Source organism: Brevundimonas vesicularis, from assembly GCF_044807075.1.
Taxonomy (GTDB): Bacteria; Pseudomonadota; Alphaproteobacteria; order Caulobacterales; family Caulobacteraceae; genus Brevundimonas; species Brevundimonas vesicularis_G.
In genome coordinates, this window is the sequence record NZ_CP085235.1 from 87,968 (window position 1) to 103,751 (window position 15,784).

Consider the following 15,784-nt stretch of genomic DNA (forward strand, 5'->3'; position numbering starts at 1 on the left):
TGTGGGGAGATTGGCGGACGCTCACGGCTGGCCCCCGCCCGCTTCGTTGGTTTCGCCGGGCCCGGGCGAGCCGTTGCCCATCAGGCTTTCGATGCTCTGCTGAATCCGGCCGACAGTGCCGCCGGCGTCGGGCGTCGAGATCTGATCCATCAGGCCCGCCGTGAACTCGGAGAAGTCGACGTTCGACAGGTCCAGTTGCTGGAACTGTTCGACCGTGAACCCGGAGCAGTCGGCGTCTTTCGGCGTGCCCCAACCCTTGCCGATTTGCGGGCGGCCCGCCTGGTGGACGATCTTCGCTAGCGTCCCTTCGAAGGCGCAGTAGCGCATGGCCTTCTCGGTGCAGATCCCGAAGAACGACTTCTGAGAGCAGTATGTCCCGACATAATGGGTCGCCTTCGCCTCCTGACGCGTCATGAGGGTCTTCTCTTCCTCAGAACACTGCGTCAGGCCTAGATCGACGCCCCAACCGCTGTCCTTGCAGCAGTTGCGGAAGCCGAGGACGGCCTTGCGGCACCGCATCGGCTGGCCTTTGAAGATCGTCAGGTCCTTTTCGTAGTCCTCGCCCGCCATCTGAGCGATCAGAAGCGCGGCCAGGGCGTCCGGCATGTCGGTGTCGCCCTCATCTTCGTTCCCGACGCACATGTTTCCGATGCAGACCCGCGTCTGGCATGAATTCCGGGTTTCTTCGGTGACCACTTCCTTCTTGCATTCGTAGACGTTCTCCCACGCCCGGCATTGGGCGGCGGGCACATCGTCGAGGCAGACCTGTTCCTTCATCTCGCAGCCGGAGGGCGGCGAGCAGTTGTTCCCGGGCTCGCCCATCGTTTCGCAGGTGTAGGTGTCCGTCTCTTCCCAGCACGGCGGCGTGACGGGCACGCCATTTGGCCCGATGCGGGTTTCGCCCGGCTGCGAGCAGGTCGTGCTGGTTAGCGTGCAAGCGCCGTTGCCCCGGGAGGGGCAGGCGTTGTCGTGCATACCGCCACCCGTCCAGTCGATCGGCGTCTCGACCACGGGCTCGTTCGGCACCGGGTTCTCGCAGCGATAGCGGTTCAGCTGCAGCGAGCAGGAGCCGTCCGGCGCCGTGCCGGCGCAGCTTTGCCCGATCAGCTGACAGCTGGCCACCGGCGCACAGGTGTTGACGGCCGTCGCACGATCACAGGTCCAGGACTCGCGCCGTTTCCACGGATTACGTGTCACCGACAGGCCATTGATCACCCGCGTCTCATTGCCGATGACGACCACGTTCGACGTCAGCCGGCACGCCGGGTCATTGCGGTTCGTGGCGCATGGGTCGGTCCAGTATTCCCCGACTACCTCCCGCGGCGTCTCGATAGGCGTTCCCCCGCCGTTGGCGGGGTTCTCGCACCGATAGGTCCGGTCATAGGCCGTGCAGTTTCCGGCCCTGTCCTGCGATGCACACGTCTGAGACTGCTGAACGCAGCCGACGAACGGCGTGCAGCTGTTCACCGTCGAGGACGACGAGCAGATGTAGTCTTCCCTGACGGTCCACGGGTTCCGCGTCACCTGCAGCCCATTGATCGTCCGGGTCTGGCTGCCTTCGATGACCACCTCGCCCTGCTTCACGCAGGCGCCATTCCCGGCGAGGGCGTTGCAGCCGTTGTCCCAGGTGTCGGAGACGACGTCGCGGATGACTTGGCTCGGCGTCCCCGCGCCCGGGACCTGGTCCTCGCAGCGGAACCCTTGTTCGAAGCGGGCGCAGCCGCCCGAGGGGTCGGTGTAGGTGCGCTCCGAACCTGTGCAGGTCCCGCCGGCATCGGTGGCGAGGCATCGCTCACCCGTCAGCGCCATACCGGCCGGGGCGGCGCAGCCCGCGTAGTCCGTCCGGCTTCCGCAGGTGTAGCGCCGCGCATACTTCCAGCATTCGCGATAGACCGACGTCCCATCAATCATGCGACTGCCGGCGGGCTCGGTGCAGACATCGCCGGTCATCCGGCAGGTCGTGTCGGCCTCAAGCGGCGCGCAGGTGTTGTTGGTTTTGACGCCTTGGTCTCTGCCCGGCCCCGCCGTTTTGACGTAGAATTTGAGCCAGTGGGGATTGGTCGATCTGGAGCTCCACCCGGTCCGACCGAAGCTGTCGCCCAGGATCTTGTTCATGTCCGAGATGTTGAGGCCGTTGGGGCAGTTGGCCGAGAATTTCCAGATCGTGCCTTCCTTGCGGTAGTTGCTGATCGTGCACCCGGAGTAGGCCGCTACATCGGCCGCCGTCGTCACCGCGCGCCAGGATTCACCGTCAAAGGTCCCGGTCGGAAAGATCTCCACGACCTGGTTCACATCGCAGAATTTATCGACCGAAGTCCCCGCATAGCCTTGCTGACAGACATAGCTGGACGGCAGGCCCGAAGGCGCAGCGCAGACGCGCCCGCCGGAGGCCACGCATCCCGGTTGACCGTTCGCCGTACAGGCGGCGTTCGGGGCATGGGTCGATCCGTTCCACGTCTGAACGCAGCCATACTGATAGTCCTCGTCCACCACGACGATGCGCCGCCGCTGGCAGCTCGCGGGCGTGTGCGTCCACACCGTCCCGGTCTTGCAGGAGTAGACATAATCCTCGTCGACCGTGACGACGCGCTCAGGCTCACAGGTCCGGGTTTCAGACCGCCACTGGTTACCGGCCTGACACTGGTAGACGTAGTCCGTGTCGAATTCCGGCTTGTAGATCCGCGTGCAGCTCTGAGGCTGGTTCGTTACCGGCGTCGCGGTCTCACAGGTGTAGAGGCTTTTCTCCTCGTGCGTGACCTGCGTCGTCTCCTGCTGGCACGACGTATTCGCGTCCCCTGTCAGGTCCCCAACCTCGTTGCCCGGATCACCGAGCAAATCCAGCGACCGCTTCAGCCAGTCGTCGTTGTTCGACAGATCATAGCGGGCGGCGTTCACGGAGCCGCCGCCAATGACCTGCAGGTATTCGTTGCCGGGCGCATTGGCCTCGCCGGCGCTGATCAGCCGGTTGGGATCGCTGCTGTAGCCAGACCAGCCGGTCGTATCTCCCCCGGCGCCGGGCACGACCTGGCCGGGGTCGCCGAGCGGCGGGGGTGGATTGCTGCCGGCGAACCCGCCCGCTCCCCCGTCGCCCGACGTCGTGGTCTGAGCGAAAACAGGCAGGACGCCGCCCATAAGGGCGACGCCGCACGCGATTACTACGGCGCTACGCGCCTGCTTCAACAGACCTCGATAGGACACAGTCCATCACCCCTCTAACCGGGCCAAAGCCGCTCTCGCGACGTCGGGCGCTTGGTCACCGCCCTGGGCCAACAGGCGCAGAGCTTCCGCGAGGCTGATATTCCCCGCGAGGCGGTCGTGAGGGGTTGCCACGCTATCGCAGTCGACGCCCTGGTCACACGGTTGGACCGGAGCCTTGGCTGCAATAAACGTCGGTACGCGTTCGACACCAAAGGCCCGAAAGACCTGAGGCTCGATCGCCACGCCGCCGATGCTATTCTCGTCGAAAATCTCTTTCGCAGCAACTAACGTTTGCTCAAAAGACCCATTCACCAGACCGCGAATGACGACTTTGGCCCCGGCCTTGTTCGCATCGAGCGCCAGCTGCCGCAGTGCGGGCTTCGGCATCGTCAGAGACACGGCGATGTAGAGCGCTCCCTCCTCCTCGGGCTGCGCTGAAGCGATCTCGGCGGCATCGCCGAAGAACGGATCATTCTTCAGCATCGTCATCCCACGCTGCAGGTTCTGACGGTTCGTCGCGGCGAGGGTCTCGGCCTCCTGCCGATACTCCTGCCCCCGCTCCTGGACCTGAGTGGCCCAGCCCTGAAGCGCCTCCTCGGCCGAGCGCCCGCGGGCCTCGGCCTGGTCGATCAGTTCACGGGCGGCCGCTCCGAGCGCGCCCGGGTCCTGTGCCCACGCCGGGGTGGAAGCCCACATCACGGCCCCGCCGGCCAGCAGCGAGCCCGCCATGGAGAAGGCGACCCACTGGTTACGGAAACCGAGGCACAGGAAGGTGATGGCGGCCGCCAGGACGCCTATGAAACCGGCCCAGCACGCCAGCGTGCCGGAGAACGACGGTAAGATGGAATCGAGCATGGTCCTGCCCCTTATGGAATGACGGTGACGCAGCAGTTCCGCTTGCGCCAAACGAGGAAGCCGTAGTCCTCACCCTTGATCGGGATGGTCTTCCCGCTCTCGTAGGGGACCGTTGAGGAGCCGATCGCGGGGCACGTGAACGGGCCGCGCGTGTGGCGCACGGGGTTCACCAGCTGGAAGCGGTACTGGCGCTTATCCATGATCGGCATCTTGTATTTCGAGCAGACCGCTTGCGGCCCGCTCGTACCGTCGGCCAGCAGTTGCCGGTGCATCTTGAAGGCGAAGCGTTCGGCCGCGAGCAGAGCGCCCTGAATGTCCGAATACTCACCCGAGATATTGCCGTTCATCGGGTACATCGTCCCCTGACAGCCCGCGCACCAGAACATCTCGTGACGGGCGTGACCGGCCGTCGTCGAGGCACAGTCGACAGAACAGGCGGCCGTCGCGATCGGGTTGGCGAAGATCAGCGCTTCAGGGTGGATCAGGATCGAAAGGTGATCGTCCTGCCAAAGCGGATCCAGTTCGGTGATGTAGGCGATATCGAAGGAGGTCCGCTCGACGCACAGGAAGTCGGTCAGCAGTTCCAGCCACACCATGACCGGATAGACGTACCAGTGGACGTGATACGCGGACCGGTCGGCCACCCCGTCGCTCTTGCGCGACGACTTGCCGGGATAGCCGAAGCCCGGATCAATCTTCACTCCGCCCAGGTTGACGAAGCAAAAGGGCCGCTGGGTCACGTCGGCCAGACGCGCGGGTTCCCAGAACCCGACCGACAGCCCAATCCGGAGAAAGAGCGGCGGCGGGGCCGGACAGGCGCACACGGGCGACGACGGATTCGGCGTGTCAGGCTTGTCGCCCTTGAACAGGGGAATGGATCCCAAGGTCAGGGGGAAGAGGCACGACCAGCACACGTCGGTGATGGGATTGACGAAGCGACCTTCGCAGGGGGCCGCGTCAGCCGGGTCCTGCGCAGCAACCGCCGTGGCCGCCCCCGAGACAGCGGCGACCGCCGCCGCGCTAGCAGCCAGAGCGCTTCCTTCCGTCGCGGCCGCGCTCACCGGGGCAAAGACCATCAGGGTCGCCGCCGCTACGGCGCCGACTCGCGAGAACAGGCGTTTCATGTCCACGCCTCCAGCGCCGGGCCCAAGGCGGCGGAGCCGACCAGGACGAAAACGCACCATGCGATTTCGACGCCGGTCACGGCCGGACCTCCGAGATCCGAAGCTTGTCGCCGTCCTTCTCGACGCGCGCCGGAACCTGTCGGATCCCGAAGTGGGTCGACAGTTTGGCCTCCTGGTCGAAATAGAACTGGACCCGCCGGCGGCGCATCAGCTCCATCGGCGCGCCCTTGGTCAGAATGAGCCGCACACGATGCTCGCCGCCCTCACGCAGCTGGCCGACAGCCCAATCGACCTGGGCGGCGTCGTCGCCGTCGAGGAAGATGAGGATGCGGTCAAACCCGGGCAGGCGTTCCAGCGGATTGATCCGTTGGCCCGCGCGGGCAAAGACGCGCCCGCGATGGTCTGAGAAGTCCTGCGGCACGATGATGGACGGGTCGAACAGCCAGCTGCGCGGCTCAACGGTCCGCACCAGCCCGGGAACAGGGTTCGGCCGTTCCACCTTGGCCTGGACCCGCCGCTTGAACTCATCCTGCAGCTGACCCATCCGGCCCGAGGCCTCGGCGCGCTTCAGCTGCTCCGAGATCATCTCGAGAATGTCGCGCTCGGCGATATCGAACGTCTGACCATGTGTCCCGAGGTCGCCGGCCAGCGCAGGCGAGGCAGCGGCCATGAAGAGCGCGGCGGCCGCACCGCACAGCAAACGATTCATAGAATGGGCTCCACTTTTCCGATGATCCGGTCGGCCGAGATCCAGCCGATCGCCGCGTAGCGGCTGTCCAAGGAATCGACGTGGTCACCCACGACGAAGATGCGGCCTTCCGGGATCACGCCAGTCGGGCCGATCGGCGCGGCTTCGCCCGACCGGGCTCGCTCCTTGGCCGCCCCGACCAGTTTTCCGGCGACATAGAAATTCCGCGCCTGCGTCTCGACACGGTCGCCCGCCACGCCGGCGACCCGCTTCACGAAGCGCTGTCCCTCCGGGTAATAGGGGGTCGGCGGCGCTACGAACTCGACCAGATCACCACGGGCCACGGCCTTGTCGGACCGGTCCGTGATGAAGGCCCAATGCGGCAAGCTTTCCGTCACATTGATCCCGAAGCCGTAGCGGGCGCTCACGCCCTCGCCACCCTTCCAGGCCAACACCCCGCCCAGGAAAAGGACGAGCATCCCCACCCGGCGCCATGAGGGCGGATTGGGGTCAGGTTCCAACGGCATCACGCGTTCTCCCTGTCCAGAAGAAGGCGACCGGCCATGGTGACGCGGTACTCGTCGTCGAAAAACGTCTCGATCCGGCTGAAGCTCGTGATCGGCAGTTGAGCGGACACCACCTTGCCATCGGCCAGGACCTTCACGGCCTGGAAGATGGCGTCGCTCCCCGGTGTAGTGGGCACGAACTGCCACGCCTCCGGCAGAGGTTCGGTCAAATGAAACCGCAGGAATGCCATCTCGGCGCTATCCAGAACCCAGCCTTCGCCCACTCTCTTACGGCGCTCCCGCTGCAGTCGGCGTCGGGGCGGCCAGTGCGGCCGGCCTGCTGCCTCCGGAGGCTTCCGCCAGCGCCAATTGTACGGCGTCGCCCACCTCCTTGGTGATGTCGGCCGTCTCGCCGGCCAGCACGCATTCCCGCGCCAGCAAAAGGACGTTCTTGCTCGCCGCAGCGCGCCTGACTGTGTCCTGCGTCACCGCGAGGAACATCTCGGTCTTCACGCGCGCTTCCTCCGGCGTGATATCCGAGAGCGCCAGGCGGGAGACGTAGCCTTGGCTCATCTCGCGGACGCCGACGGTGACGATCATCGGCTGGTCCTCGCGGACGATCTTCACCCATGCGGCCACATTCGAGACCGCCAACAGAGCGATCGCCGCAACGGCGGCCTGCCCCTTCGTGGGCATCCACTTTTCCAGCTTCTCGCGCATCGTCGGCTGGCGTGCCGGCGGCAGCGGAGGCGGCGTGGGCTGGGCGGTCTCGTGTTCAGGCTCGGTTGTCATCGGCTTTCCTTTCCGTCCCGCTCAGGACGGCTTGTTTGCGGGGGAAGCGGCAGAAGCCGACCAGCACGGTCGCGATCAGCCACACCGCCATCATGAAGATCAGCACCGGCTCGCGGGCAGCGGGCGGGGCGTCGGCGTAGTGGGTCCAGAAACCGCCCCACAGCCGCGCAGCCGTGGGGAGCTCGAAACCCGCGAGGGAGAAGGTCAGCAGCCCCAGCACGCAGGCAGCGATGCAGGCGCAGTCGACGGCGAACGCTACCCGGCGACCGGCCGCGTGAACTAGGCGGCGAACCCGGTTCAGCGCAGGCGCGTCGTCGAGCGCCGCCGCCCATGCTGTAAGTCCTGCGGCCATCAGCGACGGCTACCTTCGTAGGCCACTCGCGCCACCGCTTCCGACAGCGGCACGCCGCTCGCCTCAAGGCGCTTGATCTTGTCGAAGACCGCCGGTGTCGTGGAGTAGAGCGTCGCGGAGTAGGGATCGAGGACGAGGCGCGCCAGGAAGCGCGCGTCCGGTCCCATCACCACCATTTCCGAGTATTCCCGGTCCACAACCTTCAGCGACTTCAGCAGCGTCATGGTGGCGTCGTCGACCTTCATCCGGTCGTTCGTCCGCAGCTGCTCCAGCGCCTCTTCCTTCAGACGCAAGACGACCTGGTGATCGCTGTTCTCAAGGCAGGCGCGGGCACCGTCCGTCTTGTAGTAGTCGTTGATCGACTGCGTACCGGTGATGATCGCGCCGCCTTCCTTGCGGCAACGGCGCGCGAACCCTTCGATGAACTTCCCGGCCGCGCCGTCCGACAGGAGCTGCCAGGCCTCATCGATGATGAGCGCCTTCTTCAGCCCGCGGCCGCCCTTTTTCATACGCTGGCGGACGAGGAAGAGGATCGCGAGCACGACGACGGCCCGCAGGTCCGCCTTGCTCTCCAGATCGCTCATCTCGAAGACGGTATAGGGGTTGTCGATCTGCAGCGTGGTCGCGCCGTTGAAGAACCCACCATAGGATCCGTCGCGACCGTAGGCGCCCAGCGCGAGCGCCAGATTCTGGCCGCGCTCGCCGTAGTCCCGAGCGAGGACGTCAATCACATCGGCGAAGGAGCCGTCGCGGGCCTTGTCGGCCCATACGGTCATGACCGCCTTCTCGATCGCCCCCTTTTCCTCGTCGCTGCACCCCTGCGCCCCACGAGCGGCCTGCTCGATCATGAGGCGGATCATCTCGACGCCTTCCAGGAGATACTCCTGAGCGCTTTCCTCAGAGGCCTGCGACGGGTCGATGATCGAGAACGGGTTGATACAGGTCCGCTTGTCCAGATTGAAACGCACGAACGCCCCGCCCAACAGGATCGAGCTGTTCTTGAACGACTCCCCGTCGTCGATGACGAAGACCTCGGCGCCGGCGCCGCGAAGCGAGGCCGCTGTCTCCTGCATGAACACGGATTTGCCGGAGCCTGACGCGCCGACGACGGCCGTGTTGTGGTTGCCCGCCTTGTTCGCGAAGATGCTGTAGGTCATCACCTGACCGCGCCGGCCGACCAGCAGCATGTGCGGAAGATCCATGCCCAGGAACTCGCCCTGCAGCGGAGCGAGGCGGGCCGCGACCGTCGTGGGCATCCGACGAAGCCGGCCCATCGTCGCCAGGTCCTCGAACAGGCCGCCGCCAAGGCTCAAGGGCAGACAGGCAAGAACCGTCTGCAGGTGAATGTCGTCGTCCCGCTGAAGCACGAACCGGCTGTTGCGGAAGACCGAGCGGAGGCTTCGCTCGGCCCGCTCGGCATCCGCGATCGGCGCGACCGACAGGATGAACATCCCCATGCGAGCCAAGAGGGCGCCTTCCGCGACGTCCTCCATCACCATCGTCCAGTCCTCGGCCGCCTTGCGCGACTCCGGGAACATGCGTCCGATCGGATTGCTCACCGCCTGGTTGGTCCGGAGGCGTTTGAATTCGGCCGTCGACCGGGTCTTTTCCGCCGTCATCGGCGAGAAGCAGAGACACATCACGGTCGGGCCGATCAGCCGCAGCTGGTCGTTGAACATGTCGCCCAGGACCCGGGACATCAGCCCTTGGGTCCAGTGTTCGGGGTAGTCCTTGACCGAGAAGCCGCGGATCTGGAAACGCTCATCCCGCGAGGCGCCATCACGCGCCAGCGCCACGACATCGTCCGACAGCTCCGGCCGGAGAAGGTCGTCGCCTTGGGCGCGGCTCTGGACTTCGATCCGATCCCGATACCGGGTCCAGGTCGTCTCCGCATCCACCATCTGTTCGTTCAGCCAGCGGTCTTCACGGAAGACGTTTTCGCGCGGGCGGATGTTGGTCGTCGGATTGAGAATATCCCCGACCAGGGAGATCAGCTGCTGGGGCGTGACGATCGCTGAGTCGCTCCGAATGGCCCGGATATCGGCCATGAACTTCTCGCGCGCCTCGATCATCTGTTCGGCGGCGACCGATGTGTTCGACCCCTCCATCTCGACAGCGATGAAGATCCGGAAATCCCGGAAATAGAAGGGCGCCTGGCTTGAGGCCGTCCGCCACGCCGCGTCGCGGAAGTGCTTGCGCCGATGCCGGGCCAGCGTGTCGAACACACCCCCCTGCTTCGCCCGTTCGGTCGCCCATGGATCGATCACGTCGCCGATCTTCGGTGACGCGTAGGAGATGACCTGGACAGTCGCGCCTTGCGGCACGCTGTGCGTGAAAAGCTCCGCCAAACTGCGGCTGGTAGCCTCGTCCGCGCCGATCAACGGCACGACCTCAAGGATCCAGCCGATCGTCGAGTTCTGCTCGTAGAGGCCCTTCGTCTCGTCGTAGCTGCGGTAGGGCAGGAAGTCGCTCAACCGCGCCGACGAGAAGTATCCCCGAGGCATGTCAGGGGGCGGCGGCTCTTCGAAAACCGTCCGTCCGACCTGTTCCAGAACGCGTTTGACCGCGTCCCCCATCTTGCCAGCCATACCGGCTACTCCTGGACCGCGTTGCGGCCGATTTCCGAGGCGGACGGACCGGGGCGCGGCGCGTTCGGGGCGGGCACCCACCAACCCCCGCGGCGCATCACCGCCCAGACCTCAGACCGCTGGTGATAGTCGCCCTGCGCATCCACCCACGGCGCGAACACGACGGGGAGGATCTGATCGCCTTCGCGGCGGGGGCCTGTGCCGTCCGAGAAGACGAACGGTTGCGGTTCCCACCAGCGAACGGGGACGGCATTCTCGATACCGGGCGATTCCGGGTTGGCGGTCCCCGAGGAGCGAGTGCCGTCGATCTGCGCGATCGACGCGCAGGTCTGACCTTCGCCCACTCCACCGCAGGCCCAGCTGCCCTTGGTGTTGGTGGAGCAAGCCGCGAGGCTTGCTCCTGCCAGCAAGATCAGCGCTACCCGCATCAGCTGGCCCCGCCCAGGAACGCCCGGAGCTCGTTGACCGGCATCCAACCGCTGTTGGTCCGGCCGTCCGCGCGCACGATCATCGGCGTGCCGTTGATCCCGTTCTGCCGGGCGAACTCGACGTTGGCCGCGACTGCAGCTTCGGCGGCCGCGCAATCCCCCGAGGTGACGACTTCGCCGCCGCTGTAGATCGCATCGATCCCCGCCACGCGGTCTTTGGCGCAGAGCGCGAGCTTGGCCTTCTCCGGGCTATCCGGGCCCATGAACGCGATCGGATATTCGGTGACTTCGATGTCGCGGACGTTCTTCAGATCATCATGCAGACGCTTGCAGAAGCCGCAGTTGAGGTCCGTGAAGATGGTCATCTTCAGCGGCGCGCCCGGGTTATGGACGACGGCGTTGGCCTTCGGCAGGGTCACGCGAATGATCGGGCTGTCCGCCGGCGCAGCGGGCGCAGAAGCGGGCTCCACGCCCGGAGCGCCCGCTGCGCCCGGGGCGGCAGGCGCCGCGCCGCGAATGCGGGCTTCGGCCTGACCCACGGCCGCCAGCTCACGAAGTCGGACGTCTGTCACGTCCACCTTGTTTTCGAGGTCCAGGACGGCCCCGACGAAGGCGAACTTCGCGTCGCGAGTGACGTAGAAGACGTTCGAACCGGCGACGACTTCGCACAGGTTGGCGGGGCCTTTGTCGCAGTCCGCCGAGGTGATCGGCGTGTTGGGGAATTCCTTCTGGACCTTGTCCTTCAGGCTAGTCCCGAAGCCGCTGGCCACCGCCACGGTGGCGACACCGATGACGGCAAGCGCCGCCAGGCCGGAAACACCGGCGAGGATCTTCGCGCGGCGGGATTGGAGAGAGATTTTCATGAGATCTGGCTTTCTTGAATGGAAGACGGACGATCAGGCGGTGACGGCGTCAGCGTCTAGGCAGACAGGTTCAGCCGCGACGGTGCTGGCCTTGTCGCAGCACGCCGGGTCCTCGCAGCAGTGATCGTCGCCCTGAAGCGACGCGAGGATTCCGGCGACCGAGGCCATGGCCTTCTTGATGGCGATGGCTGCGGCATTCTGGCCCGGCGCGTCGGTCGGGGCAGACAGCGTGGTCTTTTCCTTGGCGGAATGGTCGTGCGGGGCGTGACCCTCGGCCGACTTCGGCGCAGCGCTTCCAGCGCCCTTATCGGGGCAGACCTGCGAAGACGACGCGGATTGCCCGTGATGAGGGCAGTCGCAGGCCGTCGCGACCTGTGCGACGACCGGCGAGGCGGTCAGGACGAACGCGGCAAGCGCGGCGGCGGTACGGAGGTATTTCATGGCGTGACTTTCTGATTTGAAGGACAGGTTCAACGGCGGGCTGGGCCGCCAATTTCGAACCCGCTCAGGAAGACGAGTTCGACCTCGATGCCGGTCGGCATTTCCACGACCGGCTGGTACTGCTCGGCCCGCTTGACGTAGTAGTCGGCCAGCATCTCGGCGGCGTTGGCGACGCCGGAACCGGCGGCGCCAGCCGCTACGTCACCCGCTTCCAGACGGGGCGGCGCGGTCAGCGACCCCCCTGCCCCGATGCCGATCGAGCTCGACATCTGATCGGTGTAGCGAGACAGACTGTTTCCCAGGCCCTGCAGCGTACCGGCGATCATGGCGCGGCCGGTCAGCCCGCCTTCACGCGAGATCACATTGCCCCGCACGCCGGCCTTGCCCAGGTGGGACGCGTAACCCTCGACCGTCGCGACCGAAAACTGCCGCGGCCCCGCCGGGCACGAAATACGCTGCAGCCGGATGTAGACCTTCTCCGAAGACAGTTCGGCATAGGCCGCGCCGTTCACCAGGCAGCCGGTCAGATCCGTGCGTTGATAGCGGCCATCCGCGCCGACGTGGATCGCCGGGCCCGTCAGTCGAAAGAGGACCGGCTTCGGGTCCGAGGTGCTGGTGACGCCAGTCGCGGCGTCCACGCCGACCAGAACACGCGCTCGGGTGTAGGCGTTGGGGGGCACGAACCGTTCGGTGTCGAACACCTGCATCGAGCTCGACATGTACTGTCCCTGCCCCGTGCCGCCCGTTCCGCCTGCCTGCGTACCCGCAGCGCCACCGGAGGTGCGCGAGGTGGAGACGGTCGGGCCGCCCGCAGCGCCCCCTGGGCCAGCGGCGCCAGCCACCCTGACCGTCGAAAGAGACCGGCGCGGACGGACGCCAGAATCTGCCCCGGCGACGCCGGGAGCCATCTGTCCGCCCGCGCCAGCCCCGACGGGTGCAAACGGATCACCGCCACCCATCGGAGCCGGAGCTACGCCGTTAGCTTGCATGGCCGGCGCGGCCCCTCCCGCGTTCACAGCAACCCCGCCCGGCCCGGGGGGAGCACTGCTACCGCGAGTCTGAATCTGATTGTTCAGCGCGTCGATCGTGCGCAAGGCATCGGCGCGCTCGTCTTCCAGCTGCTGCCGGGCGCCTTGGGCCTCCGCGCTCAATTGCACGTTCTGCCCATTTAGTTCGGCGATCTGGCGATCCAACTCCTGGACACGCACAGCCAGCTCGGAGGCCTGCGCCTCGCCGGACATGTTCTGGCCGCGAGCCAGGTCAGCCGTTGCGAGAATACGCCGCGCGGCCTCCGGGTTATCCCGCGAAGGAACCGGCTTGAGCATCTGGTAGATTACGAAGCCGCCGCCCGCGAGCACCAACGCGGTGATCGCACCCCAGATGATCGTCTGGCGCCGCTTGGCCGCGCGATTGGAGTCGCCGGGAATGGGACCGTCAAAGGCGGGCTCGGCCGCCGGCAGTTCAACTTCATGGCTCAACGGACTTCCTCCACGACGAAGACCCGTCCATCAGCGCCCGGGAGCAGCTCCACCCGGTCGGCGGCGGCGGCCATCACCCCAGCGACCAGGAAGCTGTCCACGACGACCGGGACGGTCGCCTCGGAGGCGTTGCGGATCGCGAGGACCTGACCTCGCAGGTTCGCGACTTCGTAAGTCTCGACCACACGGAGTTCGAACGGCCCGACCCGTGTCGCCTGGCCTGCCCGCGCTTCGCGCCGCACGCCTTCGGGGGCCTCTCCGTTGAACATCAGCCGGAAGAGCGCCGTCACGGTTTCCATGTAGCCGCTGCGGCGTTCGGAGCGCTGGACGGTCTCCCCCGAACCGGACGAGGCCGATGCGCCCATATTCACCGTGACTGTCTGCCCCGCCACCGCAGCGGGCGAGAGGGTCGCTTGGACCGTTCGGCCTGACTGCGTGACCAGGAACAGGGTGAAGGTCCGCCCCAGGACGTCGCCGTCAAAGGCGACATAGACATCACCTGTGGCCTCCTCGGCCTCGACCATCATCTGAGGGCCGTCAGGTTCGCTGATCGAGCGCACCGAGACGATCTTGTCGCCCTCGATTGCGATGCGGGACATCTGGTCGGCCGATACAACGGCTTCGAATTGTCCGTTGCGGACCTGGACGGGATCGGCATGGGCTGGGTTGGTCGCCAGCAGCGCGGCGCAGAACGCGGCGCCCGTGAGAAGCGCACGCTTCATAGCTGTTCATCCTTGTTGGAAACTGGAGCGCGGGTGCCCTGCGCCTGGTCCTTCTCGACCGGGACAAAGCTGGCGAGACGAAGCATCGAACCGCGCTTGTTGAAGGTCAGGCCGTAGGTCGCCCGTTTGGTCTCGACGATCCGCGTGCCGTTGCTGGTTTCAAGCTCACCGACGACTTCGACGTAGAGCTTCGATGGGTCGACGAAGAAGTCGTTCGGATAGAAGGTCTGCGACGTTCGCGTGTTCTGCCGCTCCTGGCGGTCAAGGATCAGCGCCGCCTTGATCTCCTGATAGGTTTCCGGCTCGGTGATCCGCTCAAGGTTCCGCTCGAAATACCGGGCGCTCTCGGGCGTCCTGTTGAGGAACAGGTAGGTCGCATCCCGCGCCAGACGTTCGAGGTAGTCACGGTCAACGCCACCGTGCGCCGAGATCTCGACCGAGTCCGACAGGCTGGGGACCAGAACCACCTTGTTCATCGTCGCCACCGAAACCGCCATCGCGGCGTTGGCGGTGATGCTCGCGGCCAGCATAATCGACACCGCTGTCAGGCGCCGGTTCAGCACACGCGCCTGATTGTTCACGTTCATTGTTTTCATGGTCAGCCCGCCAGCTCGCGAAGATGGGAGGGCGGCGTCGCCTTCAGCCGGAAGACGTCCGAGGGCAGAAGCCAGTAGGCCGCCCATTTCAGTCGGCTGAGGGAGCTGCCCTGTTTGAACTTCCGCAGCGCCCACAGGCACGTGCCCGCCACGATGAGGCCGACCAGGAAGTTGAAAACCAGAATGCAGATCAACAGAGGAGCGACGACTACGGCCAGCTCGTCCGGAGTAAACACCAAATAGCGCTCTGGCGCGTCGAGGTGTTGCGGAATATATGTGTCTTTCATGGGCCTAACTGGTTGCCCCGAAGAACAGTGCGCCGGTTTGCAAGCTACGCGCTGTACTTGGGATTGCTGAGCTAGGGAGCGGAGCGACGTGGAACCCCTTCCGACGCCGCCCCGCCCTCATCGCTCTGAGAGTAAAGGGGGGATGCTCCCCTCTCTTAGAAAACGGCCGAAGCCAGAGCGGAGACGATCCCCGGGCCCGTGGCTGCTGTCAGCCCGATCCCCGCTGCGCCGCCGATCAGACGCCAGTCGAACTTCATCACCATGCCGACCAGGGCCACGGCGACACCGGCCACACCCGCCAGCTTGCCGAGCGAACCTTCGGTCCAGTCGGTCAGCTGAGAGACGGTCGAGTCGAACGTGTTGTCCGTGCCGGCAACGGCGGTGGCGGTCACCGCGACAGCGACGGCGCCCAGAAGCAGGGCGCGCTCGACGTTGCGGATAACCTTCGGGTCGGACAGCACAGCGGCCGAACCCAGCGTCATCACATTCCTCTTCATAGTTATAAACCTCGTTCCTAGATGAGCCGACGCGCTAGGCCGCCTCGGCCCGACCTAAAAACTCATGGTTCGGATAGCAACGCAATCCTTTTTATTGCGTTGCGCCCTGAAATCGGCGTTTTGTTGCTTTCCGATTACTTAACACGCTGCGGTCTTACTTCCGCTTCTTGCGTATTCGAAGCCGCCCGCCGCCCGCGCGACTCCGTGCGATGCGGCCCCCTCCCCGCTTTTCGCCCGTCGGCATCCGCGCCATGCGGACGCGCTTCCGCATCCGTCCGCCCTCGGCCTGCGTAATACTGCTGCGTTGCTGCGTTTCGCGCGTTCAGCCCCGCGCGTTGCGTTGTCCGGGCCGCATTCGGGGGGCGCGGT

Annotated in this window: 17 protein-coding genes; all 17 read right to left on the bottom strand. The window is 65.8% G+C overall.

All coding sequences use genetic code 11. The annotated features are described in order from the left end of the window. Positions 1–21: 21 nt before the first annotated feature. Positions 22–3,180 (bottom strand): conjugal transfer protein TraN, encoded by a 3,159-nt coding sequence (gene traN / locus LG306_RS16905; protein WP_219352618.1) that lies wholly within the window; start codon positions 3,178–3,180, stop codon positions 22–24. 24 nt (positions 3,181–3,204) lie between these two features. Next, a complete protein-coding gene (gene trbC / locus LG306_RS16910) occupies positions 3,205–4,053 on the bottom strand; it encodes a type-F conjugative transfer system pilin assembly protein TrbC (RefSeq protein WP_153923409.1) in 849 nt (282 codons plus the stop codon). A gap of 11 nt (positions 4,054–4,064) precedes the next feature. After that, positions 4,065–5,177, bottom strand: coding sequence for a conjugal transfer pilus assembly protein TraU (traU, locus tag LG306_RS16915; RefSeq protein ID WP_228763675.1), 1,113 nt, complete (start codon positions 5,175–5,177; stop codon positions 4,065–4,067). 76 nt (positions 5,178–5,253) lie between these two features. After that, entirely contained in the window at positions 5,254–5,886 is a 633-nt protein-coding gene (gene traW, locus LG306_RS16920) for a type-F conjugative transfer system protein TraW (RefSeq protein ID WP_153923410.1), read from the bottom strand. Then, entirely contained in the window at positions 5,883–6,392 is a 510-nt protein-coding gene (lepB, locus tag LG306_RS16925) for a signal peptidase I (RefSeq protein WP_153923411.1), read from the bottom strand. The genes traW and lepB overlap by 4 nt, the downstream gene beginning before the upstream one ends. Continuing rightward, the gene (locus tag LG306_RS16930; protein ID WP_153923412.1) at positions 6,392–6,655 is read right to left on the bottom strand and encodes a hypothetical protein; all 264 of its coding nucleotides are present in this window, start codon (positions 6,653–6,655) and stop codon (positions 6,392–6,394) included. The genes lepB and LG306_RS16930 overlap by 1 nt, the downstream gene beginning before the upstream one ends. 4 nt (positions 6,656–6,659) lie before the next feature. Next, the gene (locus tag LG306_RS16935) at positions 6,660–7,163 is read right to left on the bottom strand and encodes a TrbI F-type domain-containing protein (protein ID WP_153923413.1); all 504 of its coding nucleotides are present in this window, start codon (positions 7,161–7,163) and stop codon (positions 6,660–6,662) included. Further along, complete coding sequence (locus tag LG306_RS16940; protein ID WP_153923414.1) at positions 7,147–7,515, bottom strand: hypothetical protein; 369 nt, start codon at positions 7,513–7,515, stop codon at positions 7,147–7,149. The genes LG306_RS16935 and LG306_RS16940 overlap by 17 nt, the downstream gene beginning before the upstream one ends. Continuing rightward, the gene (traC, locus tag LG306_RS16945; RefSeq protein ID WP_153923415.1) at positions 7,515–10,103 is read right to left on the bottom strand and encodes a type IV secretion system protein TraC; all 2,589 of its coding nucleotides are present in this window, start codon (positions 10,101–10,103) and stop codon (positions 7,515–7,517) included. The genes LG306_RS16940 and traC overlap by 1 nt, the downstream gene beginning before the upstream one ends. 5 nt (positions 10,104–10,108) lie before the next feature. Next, positions 10,109–10,531, bottom strand: coding sequence for a TraV family lipoprotein (locus LG306_RS16950; RefSeq protein WP_153923416.1), 423 nt, complete (start codon positions 10,529–10,531; stop codon positions 10,109–10,111). Further along, the gene (locus tag LG306_RS16955; RefSeq protein WP_153923417.1) at positions 10,531–11,394 is read right to left on the bottom strand and encodes a DsbC family protein; all 864 of its coding nucleotides are present in this window, start codon (positions 11,392–11,394) and stop codon (positions 10,531–10,533) included. Before LG306_RS16955 ends, LG306_RS16950 begins: the two co-directional genes overlap by 1 nt. Before the next feature lie 33 nt (positions 11,395–11,427). Beyond that, positions 11,428–11,835 carry a hypothetical protein gene (locus tag LG306_RS16960; RefSeq protein ID WP_153923418.1) on the bottom strand — a complete coding sequence of 136 codons (408 nt, stop codon included), beginning with the start codon at positions 11,833–11,835 and terminating at the stop codon, positions 11,428–11,430. Positions 11,836–11,864: 29 nt separating this feature from the next. Next, entirely contained in the window at positions 11,865–13,313 is a 1,449-nt protein-coding gene (locus LG306_RS16965) for a TrbI/VirB10 family protein (protein WP_404419797.1), read from the bottom strand. After that, positions 13,310–14,035 (bottom strand): type-F conjugative transfer system secretin TraK, encoded by a 726-nt coding sequence (locus tag LG306_RS16970; protein WP_153923420.1) that lies wholly within the window; start codon positions 14,033–14,035, stop codon positions 13,310–13,312. Before LG306_RS16970 ends, LG306_RS16965 begins: the two co-directional genes overlap by 4 nt. Next, positions 14,032–14,718, bottom strand: a complete 687-nt coding sequence (locus LG306_RS16975) for a TraE/TraK family type IV conjugative transfer system protein (protein WP_153923421.1) — start codon at positions 14,716–14,718, stop codon at positions 14,032–14,034. Before LG306_RS16975 ends, LG306_RS16970 begins: the two co-directional genes overlap by 4 nt. Further along, positions 14,634–14,918, bottom strand: a complete 285-nt coding sequence (gene traL / locus LG306_RS16980) for a type IV conjugative transfer system protein TraL (RefSeq protein WP_153923422.1) — start codon at positions 14,916–14,918, stop codon at positions 14,634–14,636. Before traL ends, LG306_RS16975 begins: the two co-directional genes overlap by 85 nt. Before the next feature lie 155 nt (positions 14,919–15,073). Next, on the bottom strand, positions 15,074–15,400 hold the full coding sequence (locus tag LG306_RS16985) for a hypothetical protein (protein WP_194943555.1): 327 nt from the start codon (positions 15,398–15,400) through the stop codon (positions 15,074–15,076). Positions 15,401–15,784 lie beyond the last annotated feature (384 nt).

What these genes read in the sequence shown, in the direction of transcription:
- LG306_RS16960 (WP_153923418.1), bottom strand. Translation starts at nt 11,835, where the DNA reads ATGAAATACCTCCGTACCGCCGCCGCGCTTGCCGCGTTCGTCCTGACC.
- LG306_RS16940 (WP_153923414.1), bottom strand. Translation starts at nt 7,515, where the DNA reads ATGGCCGCAGGACTTACAGCATGGGCGGCGGCGCTCGACGACGCGCCT.
- traC (WP_153923415.1), bottom strand. Translation starts at nt 10,103, where the DNA reads ATGGCTGGCAAGATGGGGGACGCGGTCAAACGCGTTCTGGAACAGGTC.
- LG306_RS16955 (WP_153923417.1), bottom strand. Translation starts at nt 11,394, where the DNA reads ATGAAAATCTCTCTCCAATCCCGCCGCGCGAAGATCCTCGCCGGTGTT.
- LG306_RS16950 (WP_153923416.1), bottom strand. Translation starts at nt 10,531, where the DNA reads ATGCGGGTAGCGCTGATCTTGCTGGCAGGAGCAAGCCTCGCGGCTTGC.
- trbC (WP_153923409.1), bottom strand. Translation starts at nt 4,053, where the DNA reads ATGCTCGATTCCATCTTACCGTCGTTCTCCGGCACGCTGGCGTGCTGG.
- LG306_RS16935 (WP_153923413.1), bottom strand. Translation starts at nt 7,163, where the DNA reads ATGACAACCGAGCCTGAACACGAGACCGCCCAGCCCACGCCGCCTCCG.
- lepB (WP_153923411.1), bottom strand. Translation starts at nt 6,392, where the DNA reads ATGCCGTTGGAACCTGACCCCAATCCGCCCTCATGGCGCCGGGTGGGG.
- traW (WP_153923410.1), bottom strand. Translation starts at nt 5,886, where the DNA reads ATGAATCGTTTGCTGTGCGGTGCGGCCGCCGCGCTCTTCATGGCCGCT.
- LG306_RS16970 (WP_153923420.1), bottom strand. Translation starts at nt 14,035, where the DNA reads ATGAAGCGTGCGCTTCTCACGGGCGCCGCGTTCTGCGCCGCGCTGCTG.
- LG306_RS16975 (WP_153923421.1), bottom strand. Translation starts at nt 14,718, where the DNA reads ATGGGCGGCCTACTGGCTTCTGCCCTCGGACGTCTTCCGGCTGAAGGC.
- LG306_RS16985 (WP_194943555.1), bottom strand. Translation starts at nt 15,400, where the DNA reads ATGACGCTGGGTTCGGCCGCTGTGCTGTCCGACCCGAAGGTTATCCGC.
- traU (WP_228763675.1), bottom strand. Translation starts at nt 5,177, where the DNA reads ATGAAACGCCTGTTCTCGCGAGTCGGCGCCGTAGCGGCGGCGACCCTG.
- traL (WP_153923422.1), bottom strand. Translation starts at nt 14,918, where the DNA reads ATGAAAGACACATATATTCCGCAACACCTCGACGCGCCAGAGCGCTAT.